At 71.7% G+C, this 15,071-nt stretch carries 12 protein-coding genes and 1 pseudogene; 9 read left to right on the top strand and 4 right to left on the bottom strand.

The genetic code is table 11. The features are described from left to right. Positions 1 to 44 precede the first annotated feature (44 nt). Together ACFW2E_RS01530 and ACFW2E_RS01525 are read left to right on the top strand one after the other, a co-directional pair. Positions 45 to 1,505, top strand: a complete 1,461-nt coding sequence (locus ACFW2E_RS01530; RefSeq protein ID WP_384459615.1) for an alkaline phosphatase PhoX — start codon at positions 45 to 47, stop codon at positions 1,503 to 1,505. A 511-nt stretch (positions 1,506 to 2,016) separates the two neighbouring features. Further along, on the top strand, positions 2,017 to 3,597 hold the full coding sequence (locus tag ACFW2E_RS01525; RefSeq protein WP_384459612.1) for a TROVE domain-containing protein: 1,581 nt from the start codon (positions 2,017 to 2,019) through the stop codon (positions 3,595 to 3,597). A gap of 216 nt (positions 3,598 to 3,813) precedes the next feature. Here ACFW2E_RS01525 and ACFW2E_RS01520 read toward each other — a convergent pair whose 3' ends face one another. Then, positions 3,814 to 5,016 carry a TerD family protein gene (locus ACFW2E_RS01520; protein WP_384459609.1) on the bottom strand — a complete coding sequence of 401 codons (1,203 nt, stop codon included), beginning with the start codon at positions 5,014 to 5,016 and terminating at the stop codon, positions 3,814 to 3,816. Between the two features lie 73 nt (positions 5,017 to 5,089). Then, positions 5,090 to 5,343 (bottom strand): annotated as a pseudogene (locus ACFW2E_RS01515) (hypothetical protein); the annotation flags it as partial. A 356-nt stretch (positions 5,344 to 5,699) separates the two neighbouring features. On the opposite strand from ACFW2E_RS01515, the gene ACFW2E_RS01510 reads away from it, so the two are divergent. The 5 genes from ACFW2E_RS01510 to ACFW2E_RS01490 all read left to right on the top strand — a co-directional run bounded on the left by ACFW2E_RS01510 (position 5,700) and on the right by ACFW2E_RS01490 (position 10,703). After that, complete coding sequence (locus ACFW2E_RS01510; RefSeq protein WP_384459606.1) at positions 5,700 to 6,470, top strand: DeoR/GlpR family DNA-binding transcription regulator; 771 nt, start codon at positions 5,700 to 5,702, stop codon at positions 6,468 to 6,470. 108 nt (positions 6,471 to 6,578) lie between these two features. Next, a complete protein-coding gene (locus ACFW2E_RS01505; protein WP_384459669.1) occupies positions 6,579 to 7,949 on the top strand; it encodes an ABC transporter substrate-binding protein in 1,371 nt (456 codons plus the stop codon). Then, complete coding sequence (locus ACFW2E_RS01500) at positions 7,946 to 8,884, top strand: carbohydrate ABC transporter permease (protein WP_384459603.1); 939 nt, start codon at positions 7,946 to 7,948, stop codon at positions 8,882 to 8,884. Before ACFW2E_RS01505 ends, ACFW2E_RS01500 begins: the two co-directional genes overlap by 4 nt. After that, the gene (locus ACFW2E_RS01495; protein WP_384459600.1) at positions 8,881 to 9,717 is read left to right on the top strand and encodes a carbohydrate ABC transporter permease; all 837 of its coding nucleotides are present in this window, start codon (positions 8,881 to 8,883) and stop codon (positions 9,715 to 9,717) included. The genes ACFW2E_RS01500 and ACFW2E_RS01495 overlap by 4 nt, the downstream gene beginning before the upstream one ends. Beyond that, positions 9,714 to 10,703 carry a zinc-dependent alcohol dehydrogenase family protein gene (locus ACFW2E_RS01490; RefSeq protein WP_384459597.1) on the top strand — a complete coding sequence of 330 codons (990 nt, stop codon included), beginning with the start codon at positions 9,714 to 9,716 and terminating at the stop codon, positions 10,701 to 10,703. The genes ACFW2E_RS01495 and ACFW2E_RS01490 overlap by 4 nt, the downstream gene beginning before the upstream one ends. 27 nt (positions 10,704 to 10,730) lie before the next feature. Here the strand turns inward: ACFW2E_RS01490 and ACFW2E_RS01485 are convergent, their stop codons facing one another. Then, entirely contained in the window at positions 10,731 to 11,540 is an 810-nt protein-coding gene (locus ACFW2E_RS01485) for an NAD-dependent epimerase/dehydratase family protein (protein WP_384459594.1), read from the bottom strand. 234 nt (positions 11,541 to 11,774) lie between these two features. Here ACFW2E_RS01485 and ACFW2E_RS01480 point away from each other — a divergent pair, with 234 nt between their 5' ends. Together ACFW2E_RS01480 and ACFW2E_RS01475 are read left to right on the top strand one after the other, a co-directional pair. Continuing rightward, a complete protein-coding gene (locus ACFW2E_RS01480) occupies positions 11,775 to 12,716 on the top strand; it encodes a 5-dehydro-4-deoxyglucarate dehydratase (RefSeq protein ID WP_384459591.1) in 942 nt (313 codons plus the stop codon). Next, positions 12,713 to 13,879, top strand: a complete 1,167-nt coding sequence (locus ACFW2E_RS01475) for a hypothetical protein (RefSeq protein ID WP_384459588.1) — start codon at positions 12,713 to 12,715, stop codon at positions 13,877 to 13,879. The genes ACFW2E_RS01480 and ACFW2E_RS01475 overlap by 4 nt, the downstream gene beginning before the upstream one ends. On the opposite strand, the gene ACFW2E_RS01470 is transcribed toward ACFW2E_RS01475, so the two are convergent. After that, on the bottom strand, positions 13,813 to 15,048 hold the full coding sequence (locus ACFW2E_RS01470; protein ID WP_384459585.1) for an MFS transporter: 1,236 nt from the start codon (positions 15,046 to 15,048) through the stop codon (positions 13,813 to 13,815). The genes ACFW2E_RS01475 and ACFW2E_RS01470 overlap by 67 nt on opposite strands. Positions 15,049 to 15,071 lie beyond the last annotated feature (23 nt).

Raw genomic sequence — 15,071 nt, 5'->3', positions numbered from 1 at the left:
GGCCGCCACCCTCCCACGGCACTCCCACCGTTTCAGGAGACACCATGTCGCTCACCCGCAGGGACTTCGCCAGAAACTCCGCGATCACCGGTGCCGGGGTCGTGCTGGCGGGCAGCGTCGGCGCCCTCGCCACCGCACCGAACGCCCTCGCGTCCGCGGAGACCGAGAGCGTCGGCGAAGAGGTGTCCGCCCCGCACGGCGGAGTCGGATACGGGCCCCTGGTCCCCGACCCCGACGGCATCCTCGCGCTCCCCGCCGGGTTCAAGTACCGGATCATCACCTACAGCGGCAGGACCAAGCTGGAGTCGGGCGAGTTCACCCCCTCCAACCACGACGGCACCGCCACCTTCGACGGCCCCCGCGGCGCCGTCCTGCTCGTCAACAACCACGAGCTGAAGGGCCCCCGCGCCGACTGGAAGTACCCGGTGCCGCTCACCGAGGGCCTCGTCTACGACCCGGCCGCCGCCGGAGGCTGCACGGTCGTCGAGGTGCGTCACGACAAGGTCGCCGAATGGGTCGGCATCGCCGGTACCTCCACCAACTGCGCGGGCGGCAACACCCCTTGGGGCACCTGGCTCACCTGCGAGGAGACCGAGGACAAGGCCGGCCAGAACGGCATGACCAAGGACCACGGCTACGTCTTCGAGGTCGACCCCGAGGACCACCGGGCCAACCGCGCCCCCAAGCCGATCAAGGCCCTCGGCCGCTACGCCCACGAGGCGGTCGTGGTCGATCCCAAGCGCGGCCACCTCTACCTCACCGAGGACGCGGCCGGCCCCAACGGCCTGCTCTACCGCTGGACCCCGCCGGAGCACTTCCACCACGGCCGCGGCAGGCTGCGCACCCTGGCCGACGACGCGGGCGTCCTGCAGGCCTTCAAGTGCTTCGACTCCGGCGGCAAGTACGTCGACGACCTCTCCCGGGCCACGAAGGCCGGCACGGTGTACGGGGTGGACTGGGTGGACGTCCCGGACCGCGACGCGAGGGCGACCTCCGTCCGCAAGCAGTTCACCGCCGGCCAGGTCACCCGTGCCCGCAAGCTGGAGGGCATGTGGTGGGGCGACGGCGGCACCTACATCGTCTCCTCGTACGCCCGTGAGGAGAGCCCCGTCCAGCACGACGGCCAGGTCTGGTTCTACGACCCCAAGCGCCGTACCCTCACGCTCAAGGTCCTGCTCGGCGTCAACCCCGGCCCTTCCAGGGGAGGCCCCGATGCCGACGGCGCCTTCGACGGCCCCGACAACATCACCGTCTCCCCGTACGGCGGCCTCGTCATCGCCGAGGACGGCGAGGGCGTCCAGCACCTCTTCGGCGCCACCGACGGCGGCCGCACCTACCCCATCGCCCGCAACGAGCTGAACATCGGCACCGAGGAGGAGCCCGGGTACAGCGAGTTCACGGGCGTCACCTTCTCACCCGACGGCAGGACCCTGTTCGCCAACATCCAGGAGCCGGGCATCATGCTGGCCATCACCGGGCCCTGGAAGCGTCAGCGGCGCGGCTGAACCACGGACCGGAATCCGGGCGGGAATTAATTCGCTCGCTCGTCCCGTGCGCGCCTCCTAGAGTGATGAACGTCCAGGTGCGAAGGCAGGACCTACTTCCACTCATAATGGGGCGGCCGCGGGTTCGAGTCCCGTCACCGGTACAACGGGCCGGTGTAGCTCAGGGGTTAGAGCACCTTTGTCGGTTCCGCCGACCTCGAACTCTGGACACCACAACTTCATGCACCTCCCGGTGCGCGGGCAGTGGCTACTTCTTTTGCAAAGAGAATCCCGTGCCGCAGCCGACTTGATCTCGGGAGGCGCAGCTCAAGGTGGGTGCCCGGTGCGCAGGCAGCGGATACTTCGGGGCACGGTATGTTGCGGGTTCGAATCCCGTCGTCGATTCTCCGGTCGATGTGGCGGAAATGGAAGACGCGCCGGGTGAATAGGACCGTCGCCGACCCCTGATCTCGGACACCCTCCCTTTGCTGCGTCTCCCTCCGGAACGGAAATGAATTCGGGGGAATTCAGCATGTCGCGATTCAACACGAAGGCCGCCAAGGCGCAGCCGGCCTCGCGGGTGACGTCCACGGGACGAGTGCTCCGTACGTACGAGGGCGGCCGCGGTCACGAGCGGGAGGCGCGCTCCGAGCTCTTTCTGCTCGCCGTCGCCAACTTCGTCTCGCAGCAGACCTTCTACGAGAGCGGCGCGGCCCGCGACGACCGGTTCGCCGCGCTCGTGCGCGAGCTCGCCGTCTCCGACCCGTCGTGGACGGCCGGCCTGCTCGGCTGGCTGCGCGGCGAGGGCAACATCCGTACGGCCGCGATCGTGGGTGCCGCCGAGTACGTGAAGGCCCGCCTCGAGGCCGGGGTCACCGACGGTCCCGCCAACCGGCAGGTCGTCGCCTCCGTGCTCCAGCGCCCGGACGAGCCCGGCGAGCTGCTCGCCTACTGGACCGCGACCTACGGCCGCGCCGTCCCCAAGCCGGTCAAGCGTGGCATCGCCGACGCCGTACGACGGCTCTACCACGGCAAGTCGCTGCTGAAGTACGACACCGCGTCCAAGGGCTACCGCTTCGGCGACATCCTCAACCTGGTGCACGCTGCGCCGGACCCGGACAAGCCGTGGCAGGGCGAGCTGTTCCAGTACGCACTGGACCGCCGGCACAACCCGGACACCGCCGCGCCGCCCGCCTCCAACCGTGTGCTCACCGCGCACCGCGAGCTGATGGCGGTGCCGGTCGAGCAGCGGCGGGCGGTCGTGACTGCGGCCGACGGCGCCGAGCGCCTCGCGGCCGCCGGGATCACCTGGGAGGCGCTGGCCGGCTGGTTGCAGGGCCCGATGGACAAGGCGGCCTGGGAGGCCGTGATCCCGTCCATGGGCGCGATGGCGTTGGTCCGCAACCTGCGGAACTTCGACGAGGCGGGAGTGTCGGACGAGGTCGCCGCCAGGGTCGCCGCGAAGATCAGCGACCCGGCGGAGGTGGCGCGCTCGCGCCAGTACCCCTTCCGGTACCTGGCCGCGTACCAGCACGCCCCGTCGCTGCGCTGGGCGTACCCGCTGGAGCAGGCGCTCGGCCACTCGCTGGCCAATGTGCCCGCGCTGCCCGGACGCACGCTGGTGCTCGTCGACCGCTCGGGCTCGATGTGGGCGCGGCTGTCCGACCGCTCGGAGCTCAACCGGGCCGACGCGGCGGCGATCTTCGGCACGGCGCTCGCGGTGCGGGCAAAGGACGCCGACCTCGTCGAGTTCGGCACCACGAGCCGGCGCCTGGCGTTCGACAAGGGCGAGTCGGTGCTGAAGATCCTGGGGCGCTTCGGCGACCTGGGCGGTACCGACACCACCTCGGCGATCCGCGCGCACTACCGGGGGCAGGACCGGGTACTGATCATCACCGACGAGCAGTACGCGTACAACGTCCACGGCGAGCCGACCGAGCAGGTCCCGGCCGACGTCCCGGTCTACACCTGGAACCTGGCCGGCTACCGGGCGGGCCACGGCCCGTCGGGCAAGGGCAACCGGCACACCTTCGGCGGCCTCTCGGACGCGGCCTTCCGGATGGTGCCGCTGCTCGAGGCGGCCCGGGACGCCGACTGGCCCTGGACCGCCTGAGCCGCGCGTGCCCCACAGTCGTGGCCCGCACTTCTACGCTCAGGGGGTGCGGGCCACACCCTTGTCCGCGCCCAATCCGATGTCTGACACCGGGTTCAAGCGGGACGGCTCCGAGCAGTGGGTGAACGCCGGCCTGGAGAAGGTGCACCACTGGAGCGGGGCCGACGACGGGGCGCCCCCGGAGCCGGGGGCGCCCCGCACGCGTCGTACGAGTGGCTACAGCGCCTCGGCCGCCGGTTTGACCATGTTCCGTACCGTGCGGGCCTTGACGAAGTCGCCCATCGCGGTCATGTCCCACTCGCCGGAGAACTGCCGGACGAGCTTCGCCATCATCACGCCCGTCTGCGGCTCGGCGTTGGTGAGGTCGAAGCGGACCAGCTCCTCCCCGGTCGAGGCGTCCAGGAGGCGGCAGTAGGCCTTGGCGACCTCCGTGAACTTCTGGCCGGAGAAGGAGTTGACGGTGAAGACCAGACCGGTCACCTCCTGGGGGAGGCGGCCGAGGTCGACCGCGATGACCTCGTCGTCGCCCCCGCCCTCGCCCGTGAGGTTGTCACCGGAGTGCTTGACCGCGCCGTTCAGGATCTGCAGCTTGCCGAAGTAGCAGCTGTCGACGTGGTTGCGCTGCGGGCCGTAGGCGATGACCGAGGCGTCCAGGTCGATGTCCTTGCCGCGGTACGCCGGCTCCCAGCCCAGGCCCATCTTCACCTGGGAGAGCAGCGGGCGGCCGCCCTTGACCAGCGACACGGTCTGGTTCTTCTGGAGGCTGACCCGGCCCTTGTCGAGATTGACCTTCCCGGCGCCGGGGGCGGGGGCCGGCGGGGCGGCGGGCGGCGGGGGCGCCATCGACGGCTGCGCAGCCGGCGGCTGCGGTGCCACCGGCGGCTGCGGTGCCACCGGCTGCGGCGGCGTCACGGGGGCCGGAGCCGGTTCCTCCACCGTCACGCCGAAGTCGGTCGCGATGCCCGCGAGCCCGTTCGCGTAGCCCTGGCCGACGGCGCGGGCCTTCCACGCGCCGTTGCGCAGATAGATCTCCACGACCACCAGCGCCGTCTCGGAGCCCAATTGCGGGGGTGTGAACGTCGCGAGGACGCTGTTGTCGTCCGCGTTGCGGATCGTGGCCGTCGGTTCGATGCCCTGGAAGGTCTGGCCGGCGGCGTCCGGGCTCGCGGTGACCACGATCTTCTCGATGCCCGGGGGCACGGCGGCGGTGTCGACCATGATCGCGTCGGGCGCCGCCCCGCCGCCCGAGCGGTAGGTCACGCCCGGCCCCGTGGGCTGGTTGTAGAAGATGAAGTCGTCGTCGGAGCGCACCTTGCCGTCGCCGGTGAGCAGCAGGCCCGATACGTCGAGCCGCACCGGGGCGGCGACGTCCACCGTCACGCGGGCGGCGGACAGGGGCACGTTCGAGCCAGGGGTCATAGCTGTCATGCCGGGTGAACGAGCGGGGTCGCTTTACCGTTCCCTTACCCGGCGCCCATTCGGCGGACCCGGCGTCGCGGGGGTGGTCGCGGGCGGTGCGTTCGTTGCCGCGCCGGTGGTTCCCGGTCCAGCGCGCCATCACGAGCTGGGGCCGGCGGCCACCACTTCGGCACGGAACCGGTCGGACCTGGGGCCGCGGAGCGTTCCGGCGGGGCGGCCGTGGTGGGTGATCGTCACGGTGCCGTCGGGCCGTTCGGTGCGGGAGAATCCCTGGGGCGTGGCATGCCGGGGCTGCTCCGGCCGGCGCGTGGCCGAGGCGACCTGAATGCACCGCGTCCCGGAGCCGCCAGGAGCCGCGGGGCCATGCCGAAGCCGTGCCGAAGGCATGCCGAGGGTGTGCGGGAGGCGTGCCGGAGGCCTACGGAGGCGGCGGGAAACGATCGTTCGCGAGGGCGGGCGGGCACCGAACGGGCCCGTCCGCCCCCGCATGCGGGCACGAACGCCGCCCGCTCTCACCTCCCGCCCCACGGCGGCGCAGGTCCGAGACGGGCACAGCACTCGGTGAACGGGCACACACGGGCAGCATCGGGCCCGCAACAGACCTGGTCAGCGCCGCGCACCCGCTGTAGAACTTCCCCCATGGGCCCGAACGGGCAGCTCCCGTGGGGAAGAAGGTGACGAAATTGACCACCAGGACGGCGGAAGAACGCCAGCGCGAGATCGTGCGGGCCGCTCGCGCCGGCGGCTCGGTCGACGTCACCGCGCTCGCCGCCGAGCTGGGCGTGGCCAAGGAGACCGTCCGGCGCGATCTTCGGGTCCTGGAGGACCACGGCCTGATCCGCCGCACCCACGGCGGCGCGTATCCCGTGGAGAGCGCCGGCTTCGAGACGACGCTCGCCTTCCGCGCCACCAGCCACGTGCCCGAGAAACGCCGGATCGCCACCGCCGCGGCCGAGCTGCTCGGGGACGCGGAGACGGTCTTCGTCGACGAGGGCTTCACCCCGCAGCTCATCGCCGAAGCCCTGCCGGGGGGCCGACCGCTGACCGTGGTCACCGCCTCCCTCCCGGTCGCGGGCGTCCTCGCCGAGGCCGAGCACGTCTCGGTCCTGCTCCTCGGCGGCCGGGTCCGCCCCGGCACCCTGGCGACCGTCGACCACTGGACGACGAAGATGCTCGCGGGCTTCGTCCTCGACCTCGCCTACATCGGCGCCAACGGCATCTCCCGCGAACACGGCCTGACCACCCCCGACCCCGCGGTCAGTGAGGTCAAGGCCCAGGCCGTCCGCGCCGCACGACGCACGGTCTTCGCGGGCGTGCACACCAAGTTCGGCGCGGTCAGCTTCTGCCGGTTCGCCGAGATCGGCGCGCTGGAGACGATCGTGACGAGCACGCTCCTCCCGGCGTCCGAAGCCCATCGCTATTCGCTGCTGGGACCCCAGGTCATCCGGGTCTGAGGCACCGGCCCACCACCACGCAGGGCACACGCGCGCCCACCGGCACCCCTTATGTCCCTCTACGTCCACTCCCTCTACGTCCACTCCCTCTACGTCCAGGAGCGATCGATGCGCACCCAGAGCCGACGGAGGCCGCGAGCCGCGCTCGCCATGGCCGCCGCAGGGACGCTGCTCGCCCCACTGCTCTCCGGCTGCTGGGTCGGTGCGGGCGGGGCCGGTTCCGGCGGTGACTCCATCAACGTCCTGATGGTCAACAACCCCCAGATGACCGAGCTGCAGAAGCTCACCGCGGCCCACTTCACCAAAGAGACCGGCATCAAGGTCAACTTCACCGTCCTGCCCGAGAACGACGTCCGCGACAAGATCAGCCAGGACTTCGCCAACCAGGCCGGCCAGTACGACGTGGCCACGCTCTCCAACTACGAGATACCGATCTACGCCCGCAACGGCTGGCTGCACGGGATGAACGCGTACGTCGCCAAGGACCCGGGGTACGACGAACAGGACGTCCTCGAGCCGATGCGCCAGTCCCTGACCGGCGACGACGGCAGACTCTACGGCCAGCCCTTCTACGGCGAGTCGTCCTTCCTGATGTACCGCAAGGACGTGTTCGCCAAGAAGGGTCTGACGATGCCGGCGCACCCGACCTGGACCCAGGTGGCCGACCTGGCCGCGAAGGCCGACGGCGCCGAGCCCGGCATGAAGGGCATCTGCCTGCGCGGTCTGCCCGGCTGGGGCGAGCTGATGGCGCCCCTCACCACCGTCGTCAACACCTTCGGCGGCACCTGGTTCGACAAGGACTGGAAGGCACACCTCGACTCGCCCGGGTTCGAGAAGGCGACAAAGTTCTATGTCGGCCTGGTCCGTGCGCACGGTGAGTCCGGAGCGGCCCAGTCAGGCTTCGCCGAGTGCCTCAACAACATGACCCAGGGCAAGGTCGCCATGTGGTACGACGCCACGTCGGCGGCGGGCCTGCTGGAGGCGGCCGGGTCCCCGGTCAAGGGCAAGCTCGGCTACGCGCCCGCCCCCGTGGAGAAGACGGACTCGTCCGGCTGGCTCTACACCTGGGCCTGGGGCATCCAGAAGGCCTCCCGCAACCCGGACAAGGCCTGGAAGTTCGTCTCCTGGGCGTCGAGCAGGCAGTACGAGCAACTGGTCGGCGACACCAGCGGCTGGTCGGACGTCCCGGCCGGCAAGCGCGCGTCGACGTACACGAACGTGGCCTACCGGAAGGAGGCGGCGGCCTTCCAGGACATGACGAAGGACGCCATCGAGAACGCCCGCCCGAACGATCCCGGCGTGCAGCCGCGCCCCGCGCCCGGCATCCAGTTCGTCGGCATCCCCGAGTTCACCGACCTCGGTACCAAGGTCTCCCAGGAGATCAGCGCGGCCATCGCCGGACGCCAGTCCGTCGAGTCGGCCCTGAGCAAGTCCCAGCAGCTCGCCGAGAAGATCTCCAAGGAGTACGAGGGACGATGACCGCGACCACGACAGCGCCACCGGCGACCGCTCCCGCCCGTACGGCACACAGGCCCTCCACCCGCCTGCGCGCCTGGGCCACCCGGGCCCCGCTCCTGCCCGCCCTCGTCTTCATGATCGCCGTGACCCAGCTCCCGTTCGTGGCGACGCTGGTGATCTCCTTCTTCGACTGGAACGCCCTCTACCCCAAGGCCCGCCGCTTCACCGGCCTGGACAACTACCGCCAGGTCCTGACGGACACCGACCTGCGCCACTCGGTGTGGACGACGGTGCTGCTGACGGCGGCGGTGGTCCTGGCCAGCCTGGTCCTCGGCCTGGCGCTGGCCCTGCTCCTCGACCGGAGGTTCCGCGGCCGCGGTGTCGTGCGCACCCTGCTGATCGCCCCGTTCCTGGTGGTCCCGGTCGCCGCGGCGCTGCTGTGGAAACACGTCCTCTACAACCCCGAGTACGGCCTGCTCAACGGCCTGCTGCACTACGTCGGCGGTCCCCAGCCGGACTGGATCTCGAACACTCCGCTGCTCGCGGTCGAGGCCTCGCTGGTGTGGCAGTGGACGCCGTTCATGATGCTGATCCTGCTGGCCGGCCTGCAGAGCCGCGACCAGCAGCAGATCGAGGCGGCGCGGGTGGACGGCGCGAGCGACTGGCAGGTCTTCCGCCACCTCACGCTGCCGCACCTGCGCCGCTATCTCGAACTCGGTGCCCTGCTCGGCTCGATCTACATCGTCCAGAACTTCGACGCGGTCTTCACGATCACGTCCGGCGGCCTCGGCACCGCCAACCTGCCCTACACCGTCTACCAGAACTTCTACCAGGCCCACGAGAACGGCCTCGCCTCGGCCGCGGGTGTCCTGGTGGTCATCGGCTCGATCGTCATCGCGACCTTCGCCCTGCGGGTGGTGTCGTCGCTGTTCCGCGAGGAGGTGTCCCGCGCATGACCACAACGGCCGTACGACGCAGAGGACTCGGCCTGGGCCTGGTGGCCTGGCTGGCGGGCGTCGTCTTCTTCCTCCCCATCGCCTGGATGGCCCTGACGTCCCTCCACTCGGAGGCGGACGCGGCGACCAACCCGCCGTCCTTCACGGCCGCCCTCACCCTCGACGGCTACCGCGAGTTCTTCGGCACGGGCGGCGGGGCGAGCCCCTGGCCCGCGCTGATCAACTCGAGCGTGGCGTCGGTGGTCTCGACGGTGTGCGTGCTGCTGCTGGCGCTCCCGGCGGCGTACGCGCTGTCGATCCGCCCGGTGAGGAAGTGGACGGACGTCCTGTTCTTCTTCCTGTCGACGAAGATGCTGCCGGTGGTGGCGGGCCTGCTGCCGATCTATCTGTTCGCCAAGAACGCGCACATGCTGGACAACGTCTGGCTGCTGGTCGTCCTCTACACCTCCATGAACCTGCCGATCGCGGTGTGGATGATGCAGTCGTTCCTCGCGGAGGTGCCGGTCGCCGTGATCGAGGCGGCCCGGGTGGACGGGGCACGGCTGCCGACGATCCTGGCCCGGGTCGTGGCCCCCATCGCCCTCCCCGGGATCGCCGCCACGGCCCTGATCTGCTTCATCTTCAGCTGGAACGAGCTGCTCTTCGCCCGGGTGCTGACGGGCGTGGTCGCCGAGACCGCCCCCGTCTTCCTGACCGGCTTCATCACCAGCCAGGGCCTGTTCCTGGCCAAGGTGTGCGCCGCCTCGTTGGTCATCTCCCTGCCGGTGCTCGCCGCGGGGTTCGCCGCCCAGGACAAGCTGGTCCAGGGCCTGTCGTTGGGAGCCGTGAAATGAAGGCCGCCGTGATCGAGTCCGTGGGCCGCGCCGTCGTCACCGAGGTCCCCGACCCGACGCCGGGGCCGCGCGAGGTGGTCGTCGAGGTGGCGGCCTGCGGGCTCTGCGGCACCGACCTGCACATCCTCCAGGGAGAGTTCGCGCCCAAGCTGCCGATCGTCCCCGGGCACGAGTTCGCGGGCGAGGTGGTCGGCGTGGGCACCCGGGTCACCGAGCTCGCGGTCGGCGACCGGGTGGCGGTGGACCCGTCGCTGTACTGCTACGAGTGCCGTCACTGCCGTACGGGCCACAACAACCTCTGCGAGCGGTGGGCGGCGATCGGCGTGACGACGGCCGGCGGGGCCGCGCAGTTCGCGCTGGCTCCGGTGGCCAACTGCGTGAAGCTCCCCGAGCACGTCCGCACGCAGGACGCGGCCCTGGTGGAGCCGCTGTCGTGCGCGGTGCGCGGCTACGACGTCCTGCGCTCGCGCCTGGGCGCCCATGTCCTGATCTACGGTTCCGGGACCATGGGCCTGATGATGCTTGAGCTGGCCAAACGTACGGGCGCGGCGAGCGTGGACGTCGTGGACGTGAACCCCGCCCGCCTGGAGACGGCCCGCCTGCTCGGCGTCTCGGCCTGCGCCGCGAACGCGGACGAGCTGGACCGGCCGCAGGGCTGGGACGTCGTGGTCGACGCGACCGGGAACGCGGCGGCGATCCAGGACGGGCTGGACCGGGTGGCCAGGGCGGGCACGTTCCTGCAGTTCGGGGTGGCCGACTACGCGACGAGGGTGACGATCGACCCGTACCGCATCTACAACTCAGAGATCACCATCACCGGTTCGATGGCCGTCCTGCACAGCTTCGAACGCGCGGCGGAGCTGTTCGCGAACGGGGTCCTGGATCCCGAGGTCTTCATCAGCGACCGTGTGCCGCTGGACGGGTACCCCCAGGCGCTGGACCGGTTCGCGTCCGGGGCGGGCCGGAAGATCGTGGTGGTCCCGTAACGAACGGGAGGACCGCGTGAGCCCGGCTCAGCAGGGCCAGATCGGCGGGTCGTTGACGAAGTGCCCGCCGAGGTGGCCGTGGGCCGGGTTCTCCGGGTCCAGCTCGCCGTGCTCGGCGATCAGCTTCTCGGCGTACGGCTCGGAGTCGTCCTGAGGCTCGTAGCCGAGCGCCCGCGCCGTCGTCAGGTCCCACCACAGGCGGGTGTTGGCGGAGGAGCCGTAGACGACGGTATGGCCGACGTCCTCGGCGGTGAGGGCCGCGTGGAAGAGACGGGCGCCGTCGGCGGGGCTCATCCAGACCGAGAGCATGCGGACACCGGTCGGCTCCGGGAAGCAGGAGCCGATGCGCACGGAGACGGTCTCCAGACCGTGCTTGTCCCAGTAGAACTGGGCCAGGTCCTCGCCGAAGGACTTGGACAGGCCGTAGAAGGTGTCCGGGCGGCGCGGCGTGTCGATCGGGATGAGCGGGTCGCCGGGCCGGGGCGCCGGGGTGAAACCGACGGCGTGGTTGGACGAGGCGAAGACGATGCGCGGCACGCCCTCCTGGTGGGCCGCCTCGTAGAGGTTGTAGGTGCCCTCGATGTTCGACCGGAGGATCTTCTCGAAGGGCGCTTCCAGGGAGATGCCCGCGAGGTGCAGGACCGCGTCGACGCCCCGGACCGCCTCGCGCAGGGCCGCCTTGTCGGAGAGGTCCGCGGTGATCGCGTCCGGCTCCCCCTCGACGGGGCGCACGTCGAACAGCCTCAGCTCGTAGCCGTACTCCGGGAGCAGGGACCGCATCAGGGTGCCGAGCCCGCCGGCGGCGCCGGTGAGCAGGACGGTGCGGGGGGCGGGCATCCACGGTCTCCTTGACTCGACGACATCGACTCAACGATCGCATTCATGCATGGCATTCACATTCATGGACACGCTAGGGATTGGCGGCCCGGCGAGTCAAGTGTGGTGTGGAGTGCGGAGATCCGACCCCGTGTCGCTCGCTTGTCCGCTTGACCGGCCCCGAGGGGGCCCGTAGCGTGGGCGCGTTCAGAAATATAGACGCCGATCACAGACATGCACCGACAGGGAGCGCCCGTGACGCCAGCCCCTCTCGCCGCCCGACTCCATGCCCCGAGCGGGCCGCTGTTCTTCCCCGTCACGGCCTACGGCACCGGCGGCTCCGTCGACCTCGACGTCTACCGCACCCATGTCCGCCGCGGTGTCGACGCGGGCGCCGCGGCCGTGTTCGCCTGCTGCGGCACCGGGGAGTTCCACGCGCTGCTGCCCGAGGAGTTCGAGGCCTGCGTACGGGTCGCCGTCAAAGCGGCCGACGGGCGGGTGCCGGTCGTGGCCGGAGCCGGGTACGGCACCGCGCTCGCCGTCCGGTACGCGCGGCTCGCCCGGGAGGCGGGCGCCGACGGGCTGCTCGCCATGCCCCCGTACCTCGTCGTCGCCGGCCAGGAGGGGCTGCTGCGGCACTACCGCGCGATGGCCGCGGCCGCGGACCTGCCCGTCATCGTCTACCAGCGGGACAACGCGGTGTTCACCCCGTCCACCGTGGTCGAACTGGCGCGCACCGACGGGATCATCGGCTTCAAGGACGGCCTCGGCGACCTCGACCTCATGCAGCGCGTCGTCAGCGCCGTGCGGACCGAGGTGCCGGGCGACTTCCTGTACTTCAACGGCCTGCCCACCGCCGAGCTGACCCAGCTCGCCTACCGCGCGCTCGGCATCACCCTCTACTCCTCCGCCGTGTTCTGCTTCGCGCCCGGGATCGCCCTCGCCTTCCACCGGGCGCTGGAGTCGGGCGACGAGGCCATCGCGCACCGCCTCCTGGACGGCTTCTACCGCCCGTTCGCCGAACTCCGCGCCCTGGGCCGCGGCTACGCCGTCGCCCTCGTCAAGGCGGGCGTACGCCTGCGCGGGCTGGACGTGGGGGAGGTGCGGCCCCCGCTGCAGGAGCCGGCCGAGGACCACGTCGAGCAGCTCGCCCGGCTGATCGAGCGCGGGTACGCGCTGCTGGAGGAGGGCGCGTGAAGGCAGCGGCGTTCGTCTACCCCTGGGACGTCAACGGGGACCCGGAGGCGCCCGCGCGGATCGCCGCGCTCGGCGTGACACAGGTGACCCTCGCGGCCGCCTACCACTCCACGCGCGCGCTGACCCCCCGCCACCCCCGGCACCGCATCGTCACCGCCGGGCACGCGGCCGTGCTGTACCCGGCCGGTGACCGCTGGGCGGGCCGGACCATACGCCCGTACCCGGCCGGGGACTGGGCGCCCGGGGACGCCTACGGCGAGGCGGCCGAGGCACTCGCGCGGGCCGGTCTGGAGGTGCACAGCTGGGTCGTCCTCGCGCACAACTCCCGCCTGGGCGCCGAGCACCCGGGCACCTCGGTCGTCAACGCCTACGGCGACCGCTACCCGTGGGCGCCGTGCATCGCGCAGCCCGCCACGCGCGCGTACCTCGTCGGCCTCGCCGCCGAGGCCGCCGTCCGGCCGGGCGCCCGGGGCACCGAGCTGGAGTCCCTCGGCTGGTACGGACTGGCCCATCTGCACGCCCACGACAAGACCGGCGGGGTCGGCCTGGGGGAGGCGGGGCAGTACCTGATGTCGCTCTGCTTCTGCCCCGCCTGCCGGGACGGGTACGGCGGACAGGGCCTGGAGGCCGGCGAACTGGCCTCCGCCGTACGGGCCGCCCTGGAGCCGCTGTGGCGGGGCGCCCCCGACGAGGCGGGCTGGGCCGGCGTGGAGAAGCTCCTGGGCGACCGGCGGGCCGCCGCCACGCGCGCGTGGCGCGACGAGACCGCTCGCACGCTCCAGGAGGAGGCAGTCGCCGCGGTCCGGGCGGCCACGCCCGACGGCTTCCAGGTGCTCCTCCACGCGGACCCGGTGCCGTACCACTGCGGTGCCAACGCCGGAGTGGACCCCGCCCGCGTCCTGTCCGTCGCGGACGGCGTGGTCGTGCCCTGTACGGGCGGCGCGGGTCTGCTGACGCCGTTCGCCGGACACCGCCAGGAGGGCACCGTCCTCGCCGCCAACATCACCGTGGTCTCCGGGATGGGCGGCAGCCCCGGCACCCTGCGGGCGGACGCGGCCCGCGCGCGGGAGCTCGGGGCGACCGAACTGCGGCTGTATCACGCCGGGTTGGCGTCGGACGAGGACCTGTCCGCGGTGCGGGAGGCGCTGCTCACCCGGCGCTGAGCGAGTGCCCCGGCCGGAGCCAGCAGCGCCACTCCGAGAAACACCAACAGCATCCGATGGCCGACGAGTTCGACCAGCGCGGCCCCAACCGCCAGCCCGATCACGTTCGGTGCGAACATCAGCGTGTCGGCGGTCGCGGCCGCCCGCCCCAGCGCGGCGGACGGGATCTCGCGCTGTACGGCTGTGCATGCGGCGATCAGCACGCAGGGCAGTCCGAGCCCGCCCGCCGCGCTGCACACCAGCACCACCGCCTCGTACGGCACCGCCCGCGCGGCCACCGCGACCGCCGTCAGCGCGATCCCGTAGGCGGCGAACCGGCGCTCGCCGAGCCGCCGCAGCGCCGGCCCGGAGACCAGCCCGACCGCGACGGAGCCCACGCCCTGGGCGGCGTACATCACACCCGTGTAGGCCGGGGAACGGCCGAGGGCGTCCACGACGGCGTAGTTCATGCTGCTGCCGAGCGAGGTGAGGCACATCGTCGTACCGCCGGCCGCGACGAGCGGACGGAGCGCCGGGTGCGCCCAGACCAGGCGGGCGCCCTCGGCGGTCTGCCGCCACCAGCTCTCGGTGGCAGGCTCGGGGCGTTCCTCGCGCACCCGGAGCAGCGCGCACAGCCCGGCCGACAGCACGAAGGTGAGGGCATCCAGCAGCGCCACGCTCGGCCCGCCGTACGCCGTGTACAGCGCGGCGCCGGCCAGCGGCGCGACCAGCTTCATGCCCTCGCGGGCGGTCATCCGCAGCCCGTTGAAGCCGCCGAGGAGTACGGGGTCGACGGCGGCGACGACGAGGGCGGAGTTGGCCGCGTCCTCCACGACGCCTGCGGCGCCGTAGAGGAAGAGGACGGTGAAGAGAAGCCCGACACCGGTGGGGGAGTCGACGGTCCACAGGGGGAGCAGGAGGGTGCCGAGACCGAGGTTCATCCAGATCAGAAGGGGTTTGCGGCGGACGCGGTCGGCGAGGGTGCCGAGGGCGGGGCCGACGAGGGTGGGGGCCCAGAGGGCGGCGGTGCACAGGGCGGCGAGGCCGTTGGAACCGGTGAGGTCCTTGACCCACACACCCGACACGAGCCACAGCGCGGAACTGCCGAAGCCGGACACCACGACGCCGGTGAGGTAGAGCGCCGCGTTGCGGTCGCGGAGGAGGCGGGTCACGCTCCAGGAGGTCGTCATGCCTGGTCATCGTGGGTCTAAGG

It is taken from the genome of Streptomyces sp. NPDC058964 (assembly GCF_042741275.1).
Classification (GTDB): Bacteria; Actinomycetota; Actinomycetes; order Streptomycetales; family Streptomycetaceae; genus Streptomyces.
Note: the sequence above shows the minus strand (reverse complement) of the source record. Positions and strands in the feature narration are given on the sequence as shown.

What these genes read in the sequence shown, in the direction of transcription:
- ACFW2E_RS01495 (WP_384459600.1), top strand. Translation starts at nt 8,881, where the DNA reads ATGACCACAACGGCCGTACGACGCAGAGGACTCGGCCTGGGCCTGGTG.
- ACFW2E_RS01490 (WP_384459597.1), top strand. Translation starts at nt 9,714, where the DNA reads ATGAAGGCCGCCGTGATCGAGTCCGTGGGCCGCGCCGTCGTCACCGAG.
- ACFW2E_RS01470 (WP_384459585.1), bottom strand. Translation starts at nt 15,048, where the DNA reads ATGACGACCTCCTGGAGCGTGACCCGCCTCCTCCGCGACCGCAACGCG.
- ACFW2E_RS01505 (WP_384459669.1), top strand. Translation starts at nt 6,579, where the DNA reads ATGCGCACCCAGAGCCGACGGAGGCCGCGAGCCGCGCTCGCCATGGCC.
- ACFW2E_RS01485 (WP_384459594.1), bottom strand. Translation starts at nt 11,540, where the DNA reads ATGCCCGCCCCCCGCACCGTCCTGCTCACCGGCGCCGCCGGCGGGCTC.
- ACFW2E_RS01525 (WP_384459612.1), top strand. Translation starts at nt 2,017, where the DNA reads ATGTCGCGATTCAACACGAAGGCCGCCAAGGCGCAGCCGGCCTCGCGG.
- ACFW2E_RS01500 (WP_384459603.1), top strand. Translation starts at nt 7,946, where the DNA reads ATGACCGCGACCACGACAGCGCCACCGGCGACCGCTCCCGCCCGTACG.
- ACFW2E_RS01530 (WP_384459615.1), top strand. Translation starts at nt 45, where the DNA reads ATGTCGCTCACCCGCAGGGACTTCGCCAGAAACTCCGCGATCACCGGT.
- ACFW2E_RS01520 (WP_384459609.1), bottom strand. Translation starts at nt 5,016, where the DNA reads ATGACCCCTGGCTCGAACGTGCCCCTGTCCGCCGCCCGCGTGACGGTG.